The organism is Sphingopyxis sp., assembly GCF_050725655.1.
Taxonomy (GTDB): Bacteria; Pseudomonadota; Alphaproteobacteria; order Sphingomonadales; family Sphingomonadaceae; genus Sphingopyxis.
In genome coordinates this window covers 20893-36339 of sequence record NZ_JBOHHT010000066.1, presented here as the reverse complement: position 1 = coordinate 36339, position 15447 = coordinate 20893, and the positions used below count along the sequence as shown (strand labels likewise).

Genomic DNA, 15447 nt, shown 5'->3' with positions numbered 1-15447 from the left:
ATATAAAGGAAGCTTTATGTGGGGTGCTGTTAGCGTCCGCGTCGACGAAACGCAATGGCCAGCGCGAGCAGCAGCAACGCAAATCCGACGGGCAGAATATTGCCGTATCGGGCGAATAGCGTCGGGGCGTGCGCTGGCGGCAGGGTGGTGTCGATCCGGCCGGCCTTGTGCATCGGCAGCGACTCGAGCACGCGCCCGTCGGCGTCGATCACGGCGCTGATTCCCGTCGGCGTGGCGCGTACGACGGGCAATCCTTCCTCGATCGCGCGCAGCCGAGCCTGCGCCAGATGTTGCGGCGGACCCCAGCTGCCGAACCACGCATCGTTCGACGGGTTGAAGATGAAATCGGGGCGATGGTCGCGGTCGACGACCTGGCCCGAAAAGATGATCTCGTAGCAGATTTGCAATCCCGCCTGGCCGAAGCCGCCAAGGTCGAGCGTGCGGGCGCCGGGGCCGGGCCAGAAATCGATGTCGCCGGGGGCAAGGCGCGACAGCCCGATCGCCGACAGGATCGGGCGCATCGGCAGATATTCGCCATAAGGGACAAGATGCGCCTTGTCGTAACGCGGGCCGAGCGTGCCATCGGCATGAACGGTCATCACCGCGTTGCGCGCGCCGACGACGTCGCCCGCCTTGTCGAGTTCGAGCTTGAGCGCGCCAAGCAGCATCACGTCGTCGGGGTTCATCAGCTTGACGAGCCGCGCCCGCGCCGCGGCGGGCGAGCGGTCGTAATAGGGCAGCGGATAACCAGCCTCGAGATAGTCGGGCATCGCCGCCTCGGGCCACAGGATCAGGCGCGGGGTGTCGTCTTGCGGGGTCGTCAGCCGGGCGAGCTTGGCGAAATTCGCGTCGGCCTTGCTGCCCTCCCACTTATCTTCCTGCCCGACATTGGGTTGGACGACGGTGATGGGGACCTGCTGCGTGCCCTTTGAGCGAACGGCCGTGTCGACGCCGCTGCCCATTTGCGAGAGGAATGCCGCACCCCATAAGGCGAGCAGGCTGCCGAAGAGCGTGGCTGCGGCGACGCGGCGGTGAAACCATGCCAGTATCAGCACGGCCGCGAGCAGGCAGACGATCGCGCTCATGCCATATGTGCCAATCCAACTGGCGGGCGCGGCAGCATGTGGGACGGCAATCACCCCTAAGGGATTCCATGCGAAGCCGGTAAAAATCCAGCTGCGAAGCCATTCGGTGAGCGCCCAAAGGCTGGCGAAGGCCAGCAGATAGGACGGCGCCGCAAAATGTGCGTCGGCCTTGGGCTTCATCATCCAGGCCCCCCAAGCGGCGAGCGCCGGATACACCGCGAGAAAGAGCGCCAGCAGCACCACCGCGATCCAGCCCAGCCAGGCGGGCATCGCCGCCTGATAGGTGAAGGCGGTCGCGATCCAGTTGAGGCCCACGACGAAATGGCCGACGCCGAACGCCCAGCCGATACCCAGCGCACGCGAACCCTTGGGGCTGCGCGCAACCAGCGCCATCCAGCAGGCGAGCGCGAGCAAGGTCAGCGGCCAGAAGTGGAGCGGGGCGAAGCCGGTTGCCGAAACGGCACCGAGCAGGAGGGCGACAAGCTTTGGCCGGCGGAGGGCGAAAGCGGCGATGCGGGAGGATGTCGCGGTCACGCGCGCTCTATTAGCCGTGTGCCGCCAAGCTCACTAGAGCATATATTTCATCTTGATCGACTGGCGCATATCGCCCGCGACCGCGAAGCTTGCCGATTTGAAACTGGGCGGTCCGACGGTGATCGTCGGATTGCGCGAAAAGCCGAAGCCTTCCTTTGGCAGGAAGATCGCGACATCCATCTTGTTGTTGCTGTTTTCGTCATGGACGACCGCGATCGCATAGGTGCCTGCCGCCGGGGCATGGACAAGGAAATCGCCGGCGTCGGCCGCCTTCACCGCCATCCGTACCGACGCCTTGTCCTTGCTGCAGTCGGGAAAGGCTTTGGGATTGGTCGTCAGGCAGACAAGGATTTGTCCCTTCGCGCTGCGCAGCCCGGTGACGCTGACCTCAACCGTCGGCGGTGTGCTTGCGGCGCCGATCAGCAGCGGCAAAGCTGCGCCCAAAGTCGCCAAGGCCAAGATCCGTGCCGCACGCCTTGTCCCAGAAGCGGAAATAGAGCCCATAATTCCCCCGGTAAGCGGCGTGATGCTGCTCGTGGTGCGTTGCGGTTATCAGCCATCGCCCCGCGGGTCCATGAACAAGCGCGCGCGGGAACATCTCCCACCCCATATGATTGCCCACACCCATGATCGTCATGATCGCGAGCACGAGCCCCAGCACCGCGACATGGATCGGGACGAGGAAGACGAGCGCGGGGATGACGATCGCGCCGGTGGCCGCCTCGACAGGATGAAAGCTCATCGCCGCCCACGCGGTCGGCGGCCGGCTGTCGTGGTGCACGCTATGCGCGATGCGGAACAGTGCGGGCCGGTGCATCCAGCGGTGCGTCCAGTAAAACCATGTGTCGTGGATCAACAGGTAGGCGAACAGGCTGACGGGCAGATACCACAGCGGAAAGGCGGCGACGTCGGTATAGATGCGCGTCCAGCCATGCGCCTGCCACCCCCATGCGACGACCCCGGCCGGAATGCCGTAGATCGCGGCGCTCGCGAGGCTCCAGCCGATCTCGCGGCGCATCTGGGTTTCGAGCCCCCGATAGAGGCCGGGATGCCGGACCCGCGTCGCAAAGGCGAAGGCGCCGCTGGTGATCAGATAACGCACGCCGACGATCAGCGTCATCGCGAGCGCGGACCCCAACAGGGAGAGCGCCGGGGTCACCCGGGTTTGCGCGGGCCGAGCAGCGCCGCGACGCGCTGCCACAGCAGCGCATAAGCCTGCCCCGCCTTGCTGCGCCGGGCATATGCGGCGAGCGGCCGGCGTCGCACCGCCATTTGTTCGACGACGCTCGCCATCGGCAGCACCGGCCACGCCATTTCGGCGGCGAGCGCGTCGCGGTGGAGCGCGCGCCGGCCATCGACCATCGCATAGACGGGCATTAATGGCGTGCTGTGCTTTTTAGCGGGGCGCAGATGCGCGATCACCTCGTCGAGCGCGCGGCGCGACAGCGGCGACGGGATCACCGGCACGACGATCAGGTCGGCGGCACGCATCATCTGCTCGCTCGTTTCGGTGAGTCCCGGCGGGCAATCGAGGATGATGCGGTCATAATCGGCGCCGATGTCGGCCAGCAGCTTGGCAAGGCGCTTCTTCTTGCCGGCATCGAGGAACAGCGCATCGAGCCCGCGCAGCGAGGTGTCGGCGGGCAACAGGTCGAGCCTATCGATCGCGGTCTTCGTTACCAGTTTGGCGGGGGCGACGTCGCGGTCGAACACCTGGTCGGCGGTGCGCTTGCCCGGACCGTCATAGTCGAGGATGAAGCTCGCGGCGGCCTGACCGTCGAGGTCCCACAGCAAGGTCCGCCCGCCCGCCTGCAATGCGGCTTCGGCTGCAAGGTTCACCGCCAGGCTGGTCTTTCCGACCCCGCCCTTCAGGCTATAGACCGCGATGACATGCGCCTGCTTGCTCATATTCTTTGGACTCCGTCGTTTCGCGCGGCGAGTCAAGCGCACAGCAGGCCGAACGGCTTTGCGCTTCGCCGCTGCCACCGCTAGGGCAGGAATATGACCGCCGATCTTCCCCGCTGCGATATCGCCATCGTCGGCGGCGGGCTGGCGGGCGGGCTCGCGGCGCTCGCGCTCGCGGCGAAACGGCCCGACCTCGACGTGCGGCTGATCGAGCCGGGGCCGATCGGCGGCAACCATATCTGGTCCTTCTTCGACAGCGATATCGCAAAGAAAGATCGCTGGCTCGTCGCGCCGCTCGTCCGCCACCATTGGGGTCGCTATGACGTCGCCTTCCCCTTGTATCGCCGCACCCTGCGGATGGGGTACAAGAGCATCACCGGCGAGGCGCTGGCCGAAGCGGTCGCGGCGGCGCTGCCCGCGGGGCGCATTATCGCCGACAAGGCGAAGCATGTCGCGCCCGACCATGTGCTGCTTTCACGCGGCGGGCGGCTTTCGGCAAAGCATGTCATCGACGCGCGCGGCGCCACCAAATTCCCGACGCTCGACTGCGGCTGGCAGAAATTCGTCGGTCAGGCGCTGACGGTGAAGGGCGGGCACGGCGTCGAGCACCCCGTGGTGATGGACGCGAGCGTCGAACAGATCGACGGCTATCGCTTCGTCTATCTGCTGCCGTTCGATGCCGAGACGATCTTCGTCGAGGACACCTATTACAGCGACGACCCCGATCTCGATGTTGCCGCCGTAAGCGAACGCATCGCAGCTTATGCCGCCGACCGGCGGTGGGATGTCGCGGCGGTGACGCGTGAGGAAACCGGCGTGCTGCCGGTGGTGGTGGCGGGCGATTTCGACCGGCTGTGGCCGGCATCCGACCGCACCGGACGGATCGGGGTGCGCGCGGGCGTTTTCCATGCGACGACCGGCTATTCGTTGCCCGACGCCGTGCGCACCGCGTCGGCGCTACCCGACCTCGTCGACCGCGCCAACTTTCCGGCTATCCTTCGCGGCCGCGCGGCGGCAGCCTGGCGGCGCCAGCGTTTCTACCGGATGCTCGGCGCGATGCTCTTTCGCGCCGCCGAGCCCGATGCGCGCTACCGCATCTTCCAGCGCTTTTATCGCCTGTCGCCGGGGCTCATAGCGCGCTTTTACGCCGGGCGGTCGACGCGAGGCGACAAGCTGCGCATCTTGTCGGGCAAACCGCCGGTGCCTGTCGGCCGCGCGCTGGCCGCGCTGCGGCGTTTTGACTGGAAATGAGCCGCAAGGCCATCGTCATCGGCGCGGGGTTTGGCGGGCTCGCGCTCGCGATCCGGCTGCAATCGGCGGGAGCGGAAACGACGATCGTCGAGGCACGCGACAAGCCCGGCGGGCGCGCGTACCATTGGGTGAAAGACGGTTTCACGTTCGATGCGGGGCCGACGGTGATTACCGATCCGCCATGTCTCGAAGAATTATGGGCGCTGAGCGGGCAGGAAATGGCGACCGACGTCGACCTCGTCCCGGTGATGCCCTTCTACCGTCTCAACTGGCCCGACGGGACGAATTTCGATTATTCGAACGACGAGGCCGCGCTCCGCGCCGAAATCGCGAAGCTCCATCCCGCCGACGTCGAAGGCTACGACAGCTTCCTCACCTATTCGAAGGGCGTCCATGAGCAAGGCTATGTGAAGCTCGGCGCGGTCGCCTTTCTCGACTTCGCGTCGATGATCAAGGCGGCGCCCGCGCTGATGAAATATCAGGCATGGCGCAGCGTCTACTCGATCGTCGCCTCTTATGTGCAGGACGAGCGGCTGCGGCAGGCTTTATCGTTCCACACCCTGCTCGTCGGCGGCAACCCGATGACGACGAGCGCCATCTATGCCCTGATCCACACGATCGAGAAGGAAGGCGGCGTCTGGTTCGCGCGCGGCGGCACCAACGCGCTCGTCGGCGGCATGGTGCGGCTGTTCGAGCGATTGGGCGGCACGCTGCGGCTCGATGATCCGGTGACGAAGATCGAAACCGCAAGCGCCCGGGTGACCGGCGTGACAACGCAAAGCGGCTGGCACGGCGACGCCGATATGGTCGCCTGCAACGGCGACCTGATGCACAGCTACAAGGTGCTGCTCGATCATCCCCGCGGCGCGAGGGTCGCCAGGAGCCTCGCGCGCAAACGCTGGTCGCCCTCGCTCTTCGTCGTCCATTTCGGCGTGAGGGGCAGCTATCCCGACATCGCGCACCACAGCATCCTCTTCGGCCCGCGTTACAAGGGCCTGCTCGACGATATTTACGGCGGCGTGGTGCCCGAAGACTTCTCGATCTACCTCCACCATCCGAGCGTCACCGATCCCGGAATGGCGCCGCCCGGCCACGCGACCTTCTACGCGCTCGCCCCCGTCGCGCATCTTGGCAAGGCCAAGGCCGATTGGGACGGTGAATTCGGGGCGCGCTTCGCCGATGCCATCCTCGAAGAGGTCGAACGCCGCGTCGCCCCCGGCCTCCGCGCCAACCTCGTCACCCGCTTCCATTACACGCCCGCCGATTTCGGCCGCGACCTGTCGGCGCATCTCGGCAGCGCGTTCAGCCTCGAACCTGTTCTCTGGCAAAGCGCATGGTTCCGCGCGCACAACCGCGACGATGTGATTTCGAACCTTTACTTCGTCGGCGCGGGGACGCATCCGGGCGCGGGTATCCCGGGGGTCGTCGGCAGCGCCAAGGCGACCGCCAATCTGATGTTGGAAGAAAAATGAAACGCCTTGCCGTCTATTGCGGGTCCGCGACCCCCGAAGATCCCATCTATATCGATACCGCGCGCCACGTCGGGCGCACCTTGGCGCAGCGCGGGATTGGCGTCGTCTATGGCGGCGGCCGATTGGGGCTGATGGGCGCGGTCGCCGACAGCGCGCTCGAGGCCGGCGGTGAGGTGATCGGGATCATTCCCGAAGCGCTCGTCGGTGCCGAGGTCGCACACCGCGGCTGCACCGAACTCCACGTCGTTTCGGGGATGCACGAACGCAAGAAGATGTTCACCGACCTGTCGAACGGCTTCCTCACCATCCCAGGCGGGGTCGGCACGATGGACGAACTGTGGGAAGCGATCAGCTGGGCGCAGCTCGGCTATCACAGCAAACCCGTCGGGCTGCTCAACGCCGCGGGCTTCTACAACGACCTCATCGCCTTCAACCGGAACATGGTCGAAGTCGGCTTCATCCGCCCGGCACACGCCGGGATCATGATCGTCGATGCCGGGCTCGACGATCTGCTCGACAAGATGGCGGCCTATGTGCCGCACAAGACGATCTTCGCGATGAAGGCCGAAAATCTGTAATGATCGAAGAGGGGGCCTATGATGCACATGCCCTCCACGGTTTCGCGCACGACAGCATCGCGCGCGGATCGAAAAGCTTTGCGCTGGCCAGCCAGCTCTTCGACCGTGAAACGCGCGAGCGCGTCTGGCTGCTCTACGCATGGTGCCGTGCCGCCGACGATCTGACCGACGGGCAGGATCATGGCGGCGCGATGAAACCGGACCATGATCCGGTCGCCGCGGTCGCCTATATTCGCGCGCAGACCGACAAGGCTTTCGCGGGGGAGCCGACAGGCGACATGGCGTTCGACGCGCTCGGTTTCCTGCTCACCGAGGTTGCGATCCCGCGCTGGGTCGTCGACGATATCGTCGCGGGCTTCGAACTCGACGCGAAGGACTGGCGCCCGCGCAGCGAGGCCGACCTGCTCCGCTACGCCTATCATGTCGCGGGCGCGGTCGGGGTCGCGATGGCGCTCGTCATGGGCATCGATCCCGCCGACGAAACCACGCTTGACCGTGCCTCTGACCTCGGCATCGCGTTCCAGCTCGCCAATATCGCGCGCGACGTCGCCGAGGATGCCGCCGCCGACCGCTGTTACCTGCCGGTCGAATGGATGGTCGAACTCGACATCCCGCCGGGTCAGCATATGCACCCCGCCTTTCGCGGGCGCCTGTCGGTGATGGCGAAATGGCTGTCCGAAATGGCGGAGGAATATGAGGCATCGGCGCGCTGGGGGGCACGCAAGCTGCCCCCGCGCAGCCGCTGGGCGGTGCTCGCCGCTGCGGGCATCTATGGCGACATCGCGCGCGAAGTGCGGTCGCGCGGCGATCATGCGTGGGACCACCGTGCGGGGACTTCGCTCCTCGCAAAATTGGGATGGGTCGCGCGCGCGGGCTGGTCGGTGCTGCGCCGTCCGCCGCAGCGGCGCATCAGCCGCGACGGGCTGTGGACCCGCCCCAGGCACGTCGAGCGCCACGGGGCCGACGCATGAGCTATCTCGAATGGATTGCGGCGGCATTTGTGCTGACCAATGTCGCGCTCGTCGCACTGCGCAGCGTGTGGAACTATCCCTTCGCGCTCGTCGCGGTGACGCTCTACGCCTTCGTTTTCTTTGAGGCGAAGCTGTACAGCGACATGCTGCTCCAGGGCTTTTTCTTCGTTCTCAACCTTTATGGCTGGGCCGCCTGGATGCGCGCGCGCGACGATAGCGGGGTGCCGGTGCGTTGGATGACCGACCGCGCGCGCCAGGGCTGGGCGCTCGCGACGATCGTCGCGTGGGTCGGCTGGAGCTTTGCGATGGACCGCTACACCGACGCGATCGCGCCGTGGGTCGACGGCGCGATCGCGATGCTCAGCATCACCGCGCAATGGCTGCTTGCGCGGCGGCGGGTCGAAAGCTGGTTCCTCTGGATCGCGGTCGATCTGATCGCGGTGCCGCTGTTCGCATGGCGCGGCCTTTACGCGACCAGCGCCGTCTATGTCGTGCTGCTCGGCCTGTCGATCGACGGCCTGCTCCAGTGGCGGCGCGCGGCGGCGACGGGCAGGGTGGCGATATGACCCGCCATATCTGCCTCCACGGCGCCGAAAGCACCGGCAAATCGACGCTCGCGCCGCGCCTGGCGCTCCAGCTCGGCGGGCTTGTCGTCCCCGAATATGGCCGCACCTATGCCGAGGCGAACGGCACCGATCTCGACGAGGTCGATCTGCTCGCGATCTTCGACGGCCATCGGGCGGCAACGCGCGAAGCGCTCGCGCAGCAGCCCCTATGGCTGGTGTCCGACACCGATGCGCTGATGACGCAGGCATGGGCGATCATGCTGCTCGGCCGCCGCCTGCCCGAAATCGACTTGTGGGACGAAGTCGCCGACCTCTACCTTGTCCCCGCGATGGACCTGCTGTGGGAGGAGGACGGCACCCGCCTGTTCGGCAGCGAGCTGGCACGCGACCAGTTCATGGAGGTCGCGATCGGCGAACTCGACCGGCGCAAACTCAAATGGGCATGGGTCGAGGGCGAAGGCGATGCACGGCTGCAGAATGCGCTGGCGGCGATAATGGCGGCAGACTTGCCCTGACCGAATCTGCGGACGCCTGAGAGTTTCTGCTTTGGGGTGGCTTGCGGACGTCCCTTCTTCGTCATCCCGGACTTGATCCGGGATCCATTCGCGCGACATCAGTTTGATGGACCCCGGATCAAGTCCAGGGTGACGAAGAAGGGAAAGGTCCTCCCCGTCGCGCAGCGATGGGGAGGTGGCAGCGCGCAGCGCTGACGGAGGGGCTTTGGCGCACCGTTGTCGCCCGTCCACCACGCCCTGCGGGCGCGGTCCCCCTCCCCATGCCTGCGGCACGGGGAGGATTTATGCCCGCTTCCAGTCGCTAGCTGGCGGCCCGGCTGTTATCGGACGTAGGCATCCCGAAGTTCGCGCTTCAGTACCTTGCCGATCGGGCTGCGCGGCAACTCTTCAACGACCGTAATCGCGCTCAGCCGCTGCGTCTTGCCGATCTTGGCGTTGCAGTCGGCGCGCACGCTTTCCGCATCGGCGTCGGGTTTCAGCACGACGAACGCGACCGGCGTCTCGCCCCATTCCTCGCTCGGCATACCCACCACAGCCGCCTCGACGACGCGGTCGTCGGCGATCAATATCGCTTCGAGGTCGCTCGGGAAGATGTTGAACCCCCCCGAGATGATCATGTCCTTGGCGCGGTCCATCAGCGTCAGGAACCCATCCTCGTCGATGCGGCCGATGTCGCCGTGGCGATAGAAGAGGTTCCCCTCGGTGTCGTACCAGTGCATCGCCTTGGTCGCGTCGGGGCGGTTGTTATACCCCGTCATCATCGCGGGCGACCGGCCGACGACTTCGCCGACCGAGCCCTGCGGCAGCTCGTTGCCATCCTCGTCGATCACTTTCGCGATATGCCCGGGTGCGGGCTTGCCGACAGTGTGCAATTTGTCGGGGAATTGATGCGCCTCGAGGATGAACGCCGCGCCGCCCTCGGTCATGCCGTAAATTTCGACGAGCCCGCCCGGCCAGCGTTGCAGCACATCGGCCTTGAGCGTCGCCGGGAAGGGCGCCGAGGTGCAATATTTGACGACGAAGCTGGAGAGGTCGAAGTCGCCGAAATCCTCCAGCGCCATGATCCGCCGATACTGCACCGGCACCAGCATCGTGTTGGTCGCGCGTTCGCGCGCCGCGAGTTCGAGGAAGCCGCGCGCGTCGAATTTCTTCATCAACACGACCTGCCCGCCCGACCCGACCGTCGGCATGAAGCTCGCCATCGTCGTGTTCGAATAGAGCGGGGTCGACAGGATCGTCACCGCATTGGCGCCATGGGCGGGCGCCCCGCGGACGATGTGCTGCCAGCGCATCGCATGGCTGTGGACGATACCCTTGGGCGTGCCCGTGGTGCCCGACGAATAGATGATGTTGAACCCGTCCTCGGGCAAAATCTCGACCGGCGTGGGCTGTGCGCCGGCCGGCGACAGCCAGGCGTCGAGGGGCGTTCCCGCATCGCTGCCGTCCATCGCGATCAGGTCGCTCGCGGTGATGACATGCCCGTCGAGGCTCGTCTTCGCAGCATTGTCAAGGAACAGGTGGCGCGCACCGGTGTCGGCGATCATCGCCGCCATCTGCTCGCCGGTCGCACTGTTGGTGACAAGTCCCGCCACGCCGCCGGCGCGCAGCGTGCCGAGGATCACCGCCATCTGCTCGACGCTGTTGAGGCCGGCGATTGCGGTGCGCTCTCCTTTTGTAAATCCGTCCTGCTGCAACCGCGCGGCGATTCGGTCGGTCAATTGATCCAGTTCGGACCAGCTCAGCCGCCGAAGCGCGTCGGCAGCCGCTACGGCATCGGGACGCTCCGCGGCATGGGCACGGACGAGGTCGGTCAGGGTGGCGAAGTCGCTGTCAAGCATTTCGATACTGGTCATCGGTTAGGGTTAGCACAGCCGAAAGGCGGTGCAATGCCGGTGGGGCGGCGGCGCGACACGATGTTGCGACGACGACGGGGGCTCAGCATGGCATCATCGGGCGAGATCGGGGAAGGCGACAGGAAGTTGCTGGTCGCCATCTATCATCCGCTGGCGGCGCGGGCGGAGAGACTGCGCGCGGCGATCGAGGCGGCGGGTTGCGAGGCGTTGATCCTGCCGCCGCACGTCAACGGCCTCCGGTTCTGGAGCGACAGCTGCTTCAACCTGTTGCTCATCAACCCCTTTCTCGACTGGCAGGAGCCGTCCGAGTTCGTCCGGCTGATGCGATCGATTGCCGGGTCGCGGCCGCTGATGATCGTATCGGACCAAGATTCCTTCGACGAACGGATGATCGCCCTCGGCGCCGGCGCCGATGATGCGGTCGGTTGGACCAGTAACCTCCCCGAAGTGCTGGCGCGCATTGCAGGGCTGCTGCGGCGCAGCCGCATCGCGGCCGGGCGGTTGGGCGAGGGCGAGTTGCGGATCGACCTGATCGACCGGCGGGTCGAACGTGCGGGACGACTGATCCGCCTGCCGCTCCGCGAATTCGATCTGCTGGCAAATCTCGCGCGCGTTCCCGACCGGCCCTTGTCGCGTGCCGCCCTTCTGAAGGCCGTGTGGCGGATCGATTTCGACCCCGGCACCAACCGGGTCGAGGTCCATATGTCGCGGCTGCGCGCGAAGGTCGACCGGGGGTTCGACTGGCCGATGCTGCATACCGTGAAGGGACAGGGGTACACGCTGCGCTCGCGGCCGGACTGAATCCTCCCTGTCGCGTAGCGATGGGGAGGGGGACCACCCGAAGGGTGGTGGAGGGGCCGCGACGGTGGCGTCAAAGCCCCTCCGTCAGCGCTTTGCGCCGCCACCTCCCCACCGCTTCGCGGCAGGGAGGATCAGTTGTACCGTATAATCCTGCTTCGCATCTGCCGCTTCTTGAGCGCAATCCTGCCACCGGTCCCAGCTTGCTTGACCGAAAGTTTCAGGTTGCTACTGATCTTCGACATAAAGAAAGCAATGATTCCCGGAGAGCCAGCCGATGCACCCCTCAGTCCACGCCCGCGCCAATCCCGACAAAGCCGCGATCATCGTCGCCGAAACGGGGGAGGCGATCAGCTATGGTGAACTCGATGCGGCCTCGAACCGCGCGGCGCAGCTGTTTCGCGCGCACGGGCTGGGGCATGAGGATGTCGTCGCCTTCATGCTCGACAACACCCCGCATTATTACGGGCTGACCTGGGGCGCGCAGCGCGCGGGCCTCCGCTATGTCTGCATCTCGTCGCGGCTGACGCAGGACGAGACCGATTATATCCTCGAAAATTCGGGCGCACAGATCCTCATCGTGTCGGCGAGCCTCGCGGGCGCCGCGCAGCAACTCACGACGGGCATCAAGCGCTTTGCGATGGGCGGCGACATCCCCGGATACGCCAGTTGGGAGGACGCGGTCGGCGCGATGCCCGCTACGCCGGTCGCCGACGAGCGCGCCGGGGTCGACATGCTCTATTCGTCGGGCACCACCGGCCGGCCCAAGGGCGTGCGCGTGCCGCTGCCCGAGGATCCGGCGATCGACGCGGCGAACAGCCTCGTCATGCTCGCCTCGGCGGTGTTCCAGATCAATTCGGGCAGCATCTATCTCTCGCCCGCGCCGCTCTATCACGCCGCGCCGCTGCGCTGGTCGATGACGATCCACCGGCTCGGCGGCACCGTCGTGCTGATGAAGAAATTCGATCCCGAAGCGGCGCTTTCGTTTATCGAAACATATCGCGTGAATGCCAGCCAGTGGGTGCCGACGCATTTCGTGCGCATGCTGAAGCTGCCCGACGATGTCCGCTCGCGTTATGACACCTCTTCGCTGAAGGTCGCGATCCACGCCGCGGCCCCGTGCCCGGTCCCGGTCAAGCAGGCGATGATCGACTGGTGGGGCCCGGTATTGTTCGAATATTACGCCGGCTCCGAAGGCAATGGCATGACCTTCATCTCCAGCGCCGACTGGTTGACGCACAGAGGCAGTGTCGGCCGCCCCATCCTCGGCGCGATTCACATCATGGGCGAGGACAATGAAACCGAGCTCGGTGCGAACGAGGAAGGCGCGGTTTTCTTCGAAAGCGAAAATGTCTTCGAATATCATGGGGATAATGAGAAAACCGCCTCCAGCCGCAACGCGAAGGGCTGGTCGACCCTTGGCGATGTGGGCAAAGTTGATGAAGATGGCTTCCTCTATCTGACCGATCGCAAGAGCTTCATGATCATTTCGGGCGGCGTGAACATCTATCCGCAGGAAATCGAGAACCACCTCGTCACGCATCCCAAGGTTGCCGACGTCGCGGTCGTCGGCGGTCCGCACGACGAAATGGGCGAGGAGGTGATTGCGGTCATCCAGCCCGCCGACATGGCCGACGCCACCGATGCGTTCCGTGCCGAATTGCTGACCTACGCGCGCGAGAAATTGTCGGGGGTGAAAATCCCGCGCCGCATCGACTTCCTCGAAGCGCTGCCGCGTCACGATACCGGCAAGCTCTACAAGCGGCTGCTCCGCGACCAATATTGGGAAAAGGCAAAGGCGGAGGTCTGATCCCATGGCCGCGCGCGTCGAATTCTTCTTCGACCTCTCCTCGCCCTGGACCCGCCTCGCGTTCCACAATCTGCCGGGCGTGCTCGAACGGACGGGGACCACGGCGGTCTATCGGCCGATCCTCGTCGGCGGGGTGTTCAACGCGGTGAACCCCGCCGTCTATGCGGCGCGCGAGCAGGCTGACAACCGGCGGCTGCAGCATAGCTGGAAGATATTGAAGGATTGGGCGCGGCTCGCGGGCGTACCAATGAATTTCCCGTCGCAGTGGCACCCGGCAAAAAGCATCACCGCGATGCGTTTCTGCTCCGCGCTCGAAGAGGATCAGGCGGCGCTTGTCCGTTTCGCGCGCGGCGTCTTCGCGAGCTATTTCGAGCGGCAAGAGAATCTCGACGACCCCGCCGTGCTCACGGCGGTCGCGGATGCCGAGGGGCTCGACGGTGCTGCGCTCGCCGCCGCGGCGGGCAGTGATATGGTGAAGGCCCGGCTGCGCACGAACACCGATGAAGTCATCGCGCGCGGCGGCTATGGGTCGCCGACGATTTTCGTCGACAAGGACGATATGTATTTCGGCAACGACCAGCTTCCGCTCGTCGAAGCCGCTCTAAAGAGGGCTCTCCGATGAAAGACCGTATTTCGATCACCATGCTCGAAGGCGGGATCGCCGACGTCCGCCTGATCCGCGCCGACAAGATGAACGCGCTCGACCCCGCGATGTGGGAAGCGCTGGCCGAAGCGGTCGACCAGCTCAAGGCGACGGCGGGCCTCCGCGTCGTCGTGCTGTCGGGCGAGGGCCGCGCTTTCTGCGCCGGGCTCGACCTCTCCAGCCTCAGCAACGATCGCGATCCGGGCGCGAGCAGCGCGGGCGGCAGCCTGTCGGACCGGACGCGGGGAATCGCGAACAATGCCCAATATGCCGCATGGGGCTGGCGCGAAATCCCGGTGCCGGTGATTGCGGCGGTTCACGGCGTCGCCTTTGGTGCGGGCAGCCAGATCATGGCGGCCGCCGACATTCGCATCGTGCATCCCGACACCCGCATCGCAATCATGGAAATGCGCTGGGGCCTTGTTCCCGATGTCGCGGGCATGGCGCTGTGGCGCACGCAGGTCGCCGACGATGTGCTGCGCGAGCTGATCTACACCAACCGCGAATTCAACGGCTCTGAGGCGAAGCTGTTGGGTTTCGCGACACATGTGTCGGACGATCCGCTGGCGAAAGCGATGGAACTGGCGGCGGGGATTGCCGACAAGAACCCGCACGCGATCCGCGGCGCCAAGCGATTGTGCAACATGCTCGCCGATGCGAGCGACGCCGAGATATTGCAGGCCGAAAGCGACGAACAGGTGAAGGTCATCCGCACGCCGAACCAGATGGAAGCGGTGATGGCCGGGATGCAGAAGCGAAAGCCGAACTTCGCCGACTAAAGCAGCGTCAAAAACCGCGCCGCATTGTCCCAGTCGCGTTTGTGGATGGCGCGCGCCTTTTGCGCTTCGCTGTCGGCGCCCCACCGGCGTTCCTGATAGAGATCGTCGAGGCTGACCGCCTCCCACAAGGCGTCGGCGTCGAACGCGTTTTCGAGCAAGGCGAGGCCGGCGACGAGCGATCCGCCGATCGTGACCAGCGGCGTCAGCGCGGTGATCCGCCAAGCGTCCTGCGCCAGTATGGCGCCCTGCAGCGTCGCAACCGTCGCTTCGGGCTGGTCGACTGGCAGCACGCCCTGCGTCAGGGTAAATTCGATGCCGTAGTGTGCCTCGGCCCAGGCGAGCAACGGGTTCCACGCCGCCGCCTGCTCGGCCTGCAGCGCGGCATCGCGCGCGTCGCGATAGCAGAAGAGGTCGCTCTGCGCATAAGCGGCGACCGGCGCGGCGAAGGCGGCGAGGTCGGGTGTCGCCAGATCGATCGCGGCGTTGGTCAGGCCCGTCATCGGCATGGCCGCCGGCTCGACCGTCTCGCCCACATCGCGCCATTCGGCGGCGATTGCTTCGGCGAGCGCAGCGCTTGCGACGGCCAGCGCCGCGCGCTGTGGCGTGCGCACCGGCCGGCCATCGAGCGCGATACCCCAGCCGCCATCCTCTGCGACGACGGTGACCTCTTTCCAGAATCGCTTCACG

At 65.9% G+C, this 15447-nt stretch carries 16 protein-coding genes; 10 read left to right on the top strand and 6 right to left on the bottom strand.

The annotated features are described in order from the left end of the window. Positions 1-29: 29 nt before the first annotated feature. The 4 genes from lnt to ACREBX_RS09375 are packed head-to-tail and all read right to left on the bottom strand — an operon-like array spanning position 30 to position 3527. Positions 30-1619 (bottom strand): apolipoprotein N-acyltransferase, encoded by a 1590-nt coding sequence (gene lnt / locus ACREBX_RS09390; protein WP_431561476.1) that lies wholly within the window; start codon positions 1617-1619, stop codon positions 30-32. 33 nt (positions 1620-1652) lie between these two features. Then, on the bottom strand, positions 1653-2051 hold the full coding sequence (locus tag ACREBX_RS09385) for a DUF2141 domain-containing protein (protein WP_431561475.1): 399 nt from the start codon (positions 2049-2051) through the stop codon (positions 1653-1655). Then, the gene (locus ACREBX_RS09380; protein WP_431561504.1) at positions 2008-2739 is read right to left on the bottom strand and encodes a sterol desaturase family protein; all 732 of its coding nucleotides are present in this window, start codon (positions 2737-2739) and stop codon (positions 2008-2010) included. The genes ACREBX_RS09385 and ACREBX_RS09380 overlap by 44 nt, the downstream gene beginning before the upstream one ends. Before the next feature lie 35 nt (positions 2740-2774). Continuing rightward, positions 2775-3527 (bottom strand): ParA family protein, encoded by a 753-nt coding sequence (locus tag ACREBX_RS09375; RefSeq protein ID WP_431561474.1) that lies wholly within the window; start codon positions 3525-3527, stop codon positions 2775-2777. A gap of 93 nt (positions 3528-3620) precedes the next feature. Here ACREBX_RS09375 and crtY point away from each other — a divergent pair, with 93 nt between their 5' ends. The 6 genes from crtY to ACREBX_RS09345 are packed head-to-tail and all read left to right on the top strand — an operon-like array spanning position 3621 to position 8877. Next, positions 3621-4775: a lycopene beta-cyclase CrtY gene (gene crtY / locus ACREBX_RS09370; RefSeq protein ID WP_431561473.1), complete on the top strand. Its 1155-nt coding sequence runs from the start codon at positions 3621-3623 to the stop codon at positions 4773-4775. Continuing rightward, positions 4772-6247 carry a phytoene desaturase gene (locus ACREBX_RS09365; RefSeq protein WP_431561472.1) on the top strand — a complete coding sequence of 492 codons (1476 nt, stop codon included), beginning with the start codon at positions 4772-4774 and terminating at the stop codon, positions 6245-6247. The genes crtY and ACREBX_RS09365 overlap by 4 nt, the downstream gene beginning before the upstream one ends. After that, on the top strand, positions 6244-6825 hold the full coding sequence (locus ACREBX_RS09360; protein WP_431561471.1) for a TIGR00730 family Rossman fold protein: 582 nt from the start codon (positions 6244-6246) through the stop codon (positions 6823-6825). Before ACREBX_RS09365 ends, ACREBX_RS09360 begins: the two co-directional genes overlap by 4 nt. Beyond that, a complete protein-coding gene (locus tag ACREBX_RS09355) occupies positions 6825-7796 on the top strand; it encodes a phytoene/squalene synthase family protein (RefSeq protein WP_431561470.1) in 972 nt (323 codons plus the stop codon). The genes ACREBX_RS09360 and ACREBX_RS09355 overlap by 1 nt, the downstream gene beginning before the upstream one ends. Beyond that, a complete protein-coding gene (gene pnuC, locus ACREBX_RS09350) occupies positions 7793-8362 on the top strand; it encodes a nicotinamide riboside transporter PnuC (protein WP_431561469.1) in 570 nt (189 codons plus the stop codon). Before ACREBX_RS09355 ends, pnuC begins: the two co-directional genes overlap by 4 nt. Then, complete coding sequence (locus ACREBX_RS09345) at positions 8359-8877, top strand: AAA family ATPase (protein WP_431561468.1); 519 nt, start codon at positions 8359-8361, stop codon at positions 8875-8877. The genes pnuC and ACREBX_RS09345 overlap by 4 nt, the downstream gene beginning before the upstream one ends. A 320-nt stretch (positions 8878-9197) precedes the next feature. On the opposite strand, the gene ACREBX_RS09340 is transcribed toward ACREBX_RS09345, so the two are convergent. Next, positions 9198-10730: a class I adenylate-forming enzyme family protein gene (locus ACREBX_RS09340; protein WP_431561467.1), complete on the bottom strand. Its 1533-nt coding sequence runs from the start codon at positions 10728-10730 to the stop codon at positions 9198-9200. A gap of 87 nt (positions 10731-10817) precedes the next feature. On the opposite strand from ACREBX_RS09340, the gene ACREBX_RS09335 reads away from it, so the two are divergent. The 4 genes from ACREBX_RS09335 to ACREBX_RS09320 all read left to right on the top strand — a co-directional run bounded on the left by ACREBX_RS09335 (position 10818) and on the right by ACREBX_RS09320 (position 14760). After that, the gene (locus ACREBX_RS09335; protein WP_431561466.1) at positions 10818-11531 is read left to right on the top strand and encodes a response regulator transcription factor; all 714 of its coding nucleotides are present in this window, start codon (positions 10818-10820) and stop codon (positions 11529-11531) included. A 274-nt stretch (positions 11532-11805) separates the two neighbouring features. Beyond that, the gene (locus ACREBX_RS09330; protein ID WP_431561465.1) at positions 11806-13338 is read left to right on the top strand and encodes an acyl-CoA synthetase; all 1533 of its coding nucleotides are present in this window, start codon (positions 11806-11808) and stop codon (positions 13336-13338) included. Positions 13339-13342: 4 nt separating this feature from the next. Further along, positions 13343-13960, top strand: a complete 618-nt coding sequence (locus tag ACREBX_RS09325) for a 2-hydroxychromene-2-carboxylate isomerase (protein ID WP_431561464.1) — start codon at positions 13343-13345, stop codon at positions 13958-13960. Beyond that, complete coding sequence (locus ACREBX_RS09320; RefSeq protein ID WP_431561463.1) at positions 13957-14760, top strand: crotonase/enoyl-CoA hydratase family protein; 804 nt, start codon at positions 13957-13959, stop codon at positions 14758-14760. The genes ACREBX_RS09325 and ACREBX_RS09320 overlap by 4 nt, the downstream gene beginning before the upstream one ends. Here ACREBX_RS09320 and ACREBX_RS09315 read toward each other — a convergent pair. After that, positions 14757-15446: an ATP12 family protein gene (locus ACREBX_RS09315; RefSeq protein ID WP_431561462.1), complete on the bottom strand. Its 690-nt coding sequence runs from the start codon at positions 15444-15446 to the stop codon at positions 14757-14759. The genes ACREBX_RS09320 and ACREBX_RS09315 overlap by 4 nt on opposite strands. Position 15447: the final 1 nt, after the last annotated feature.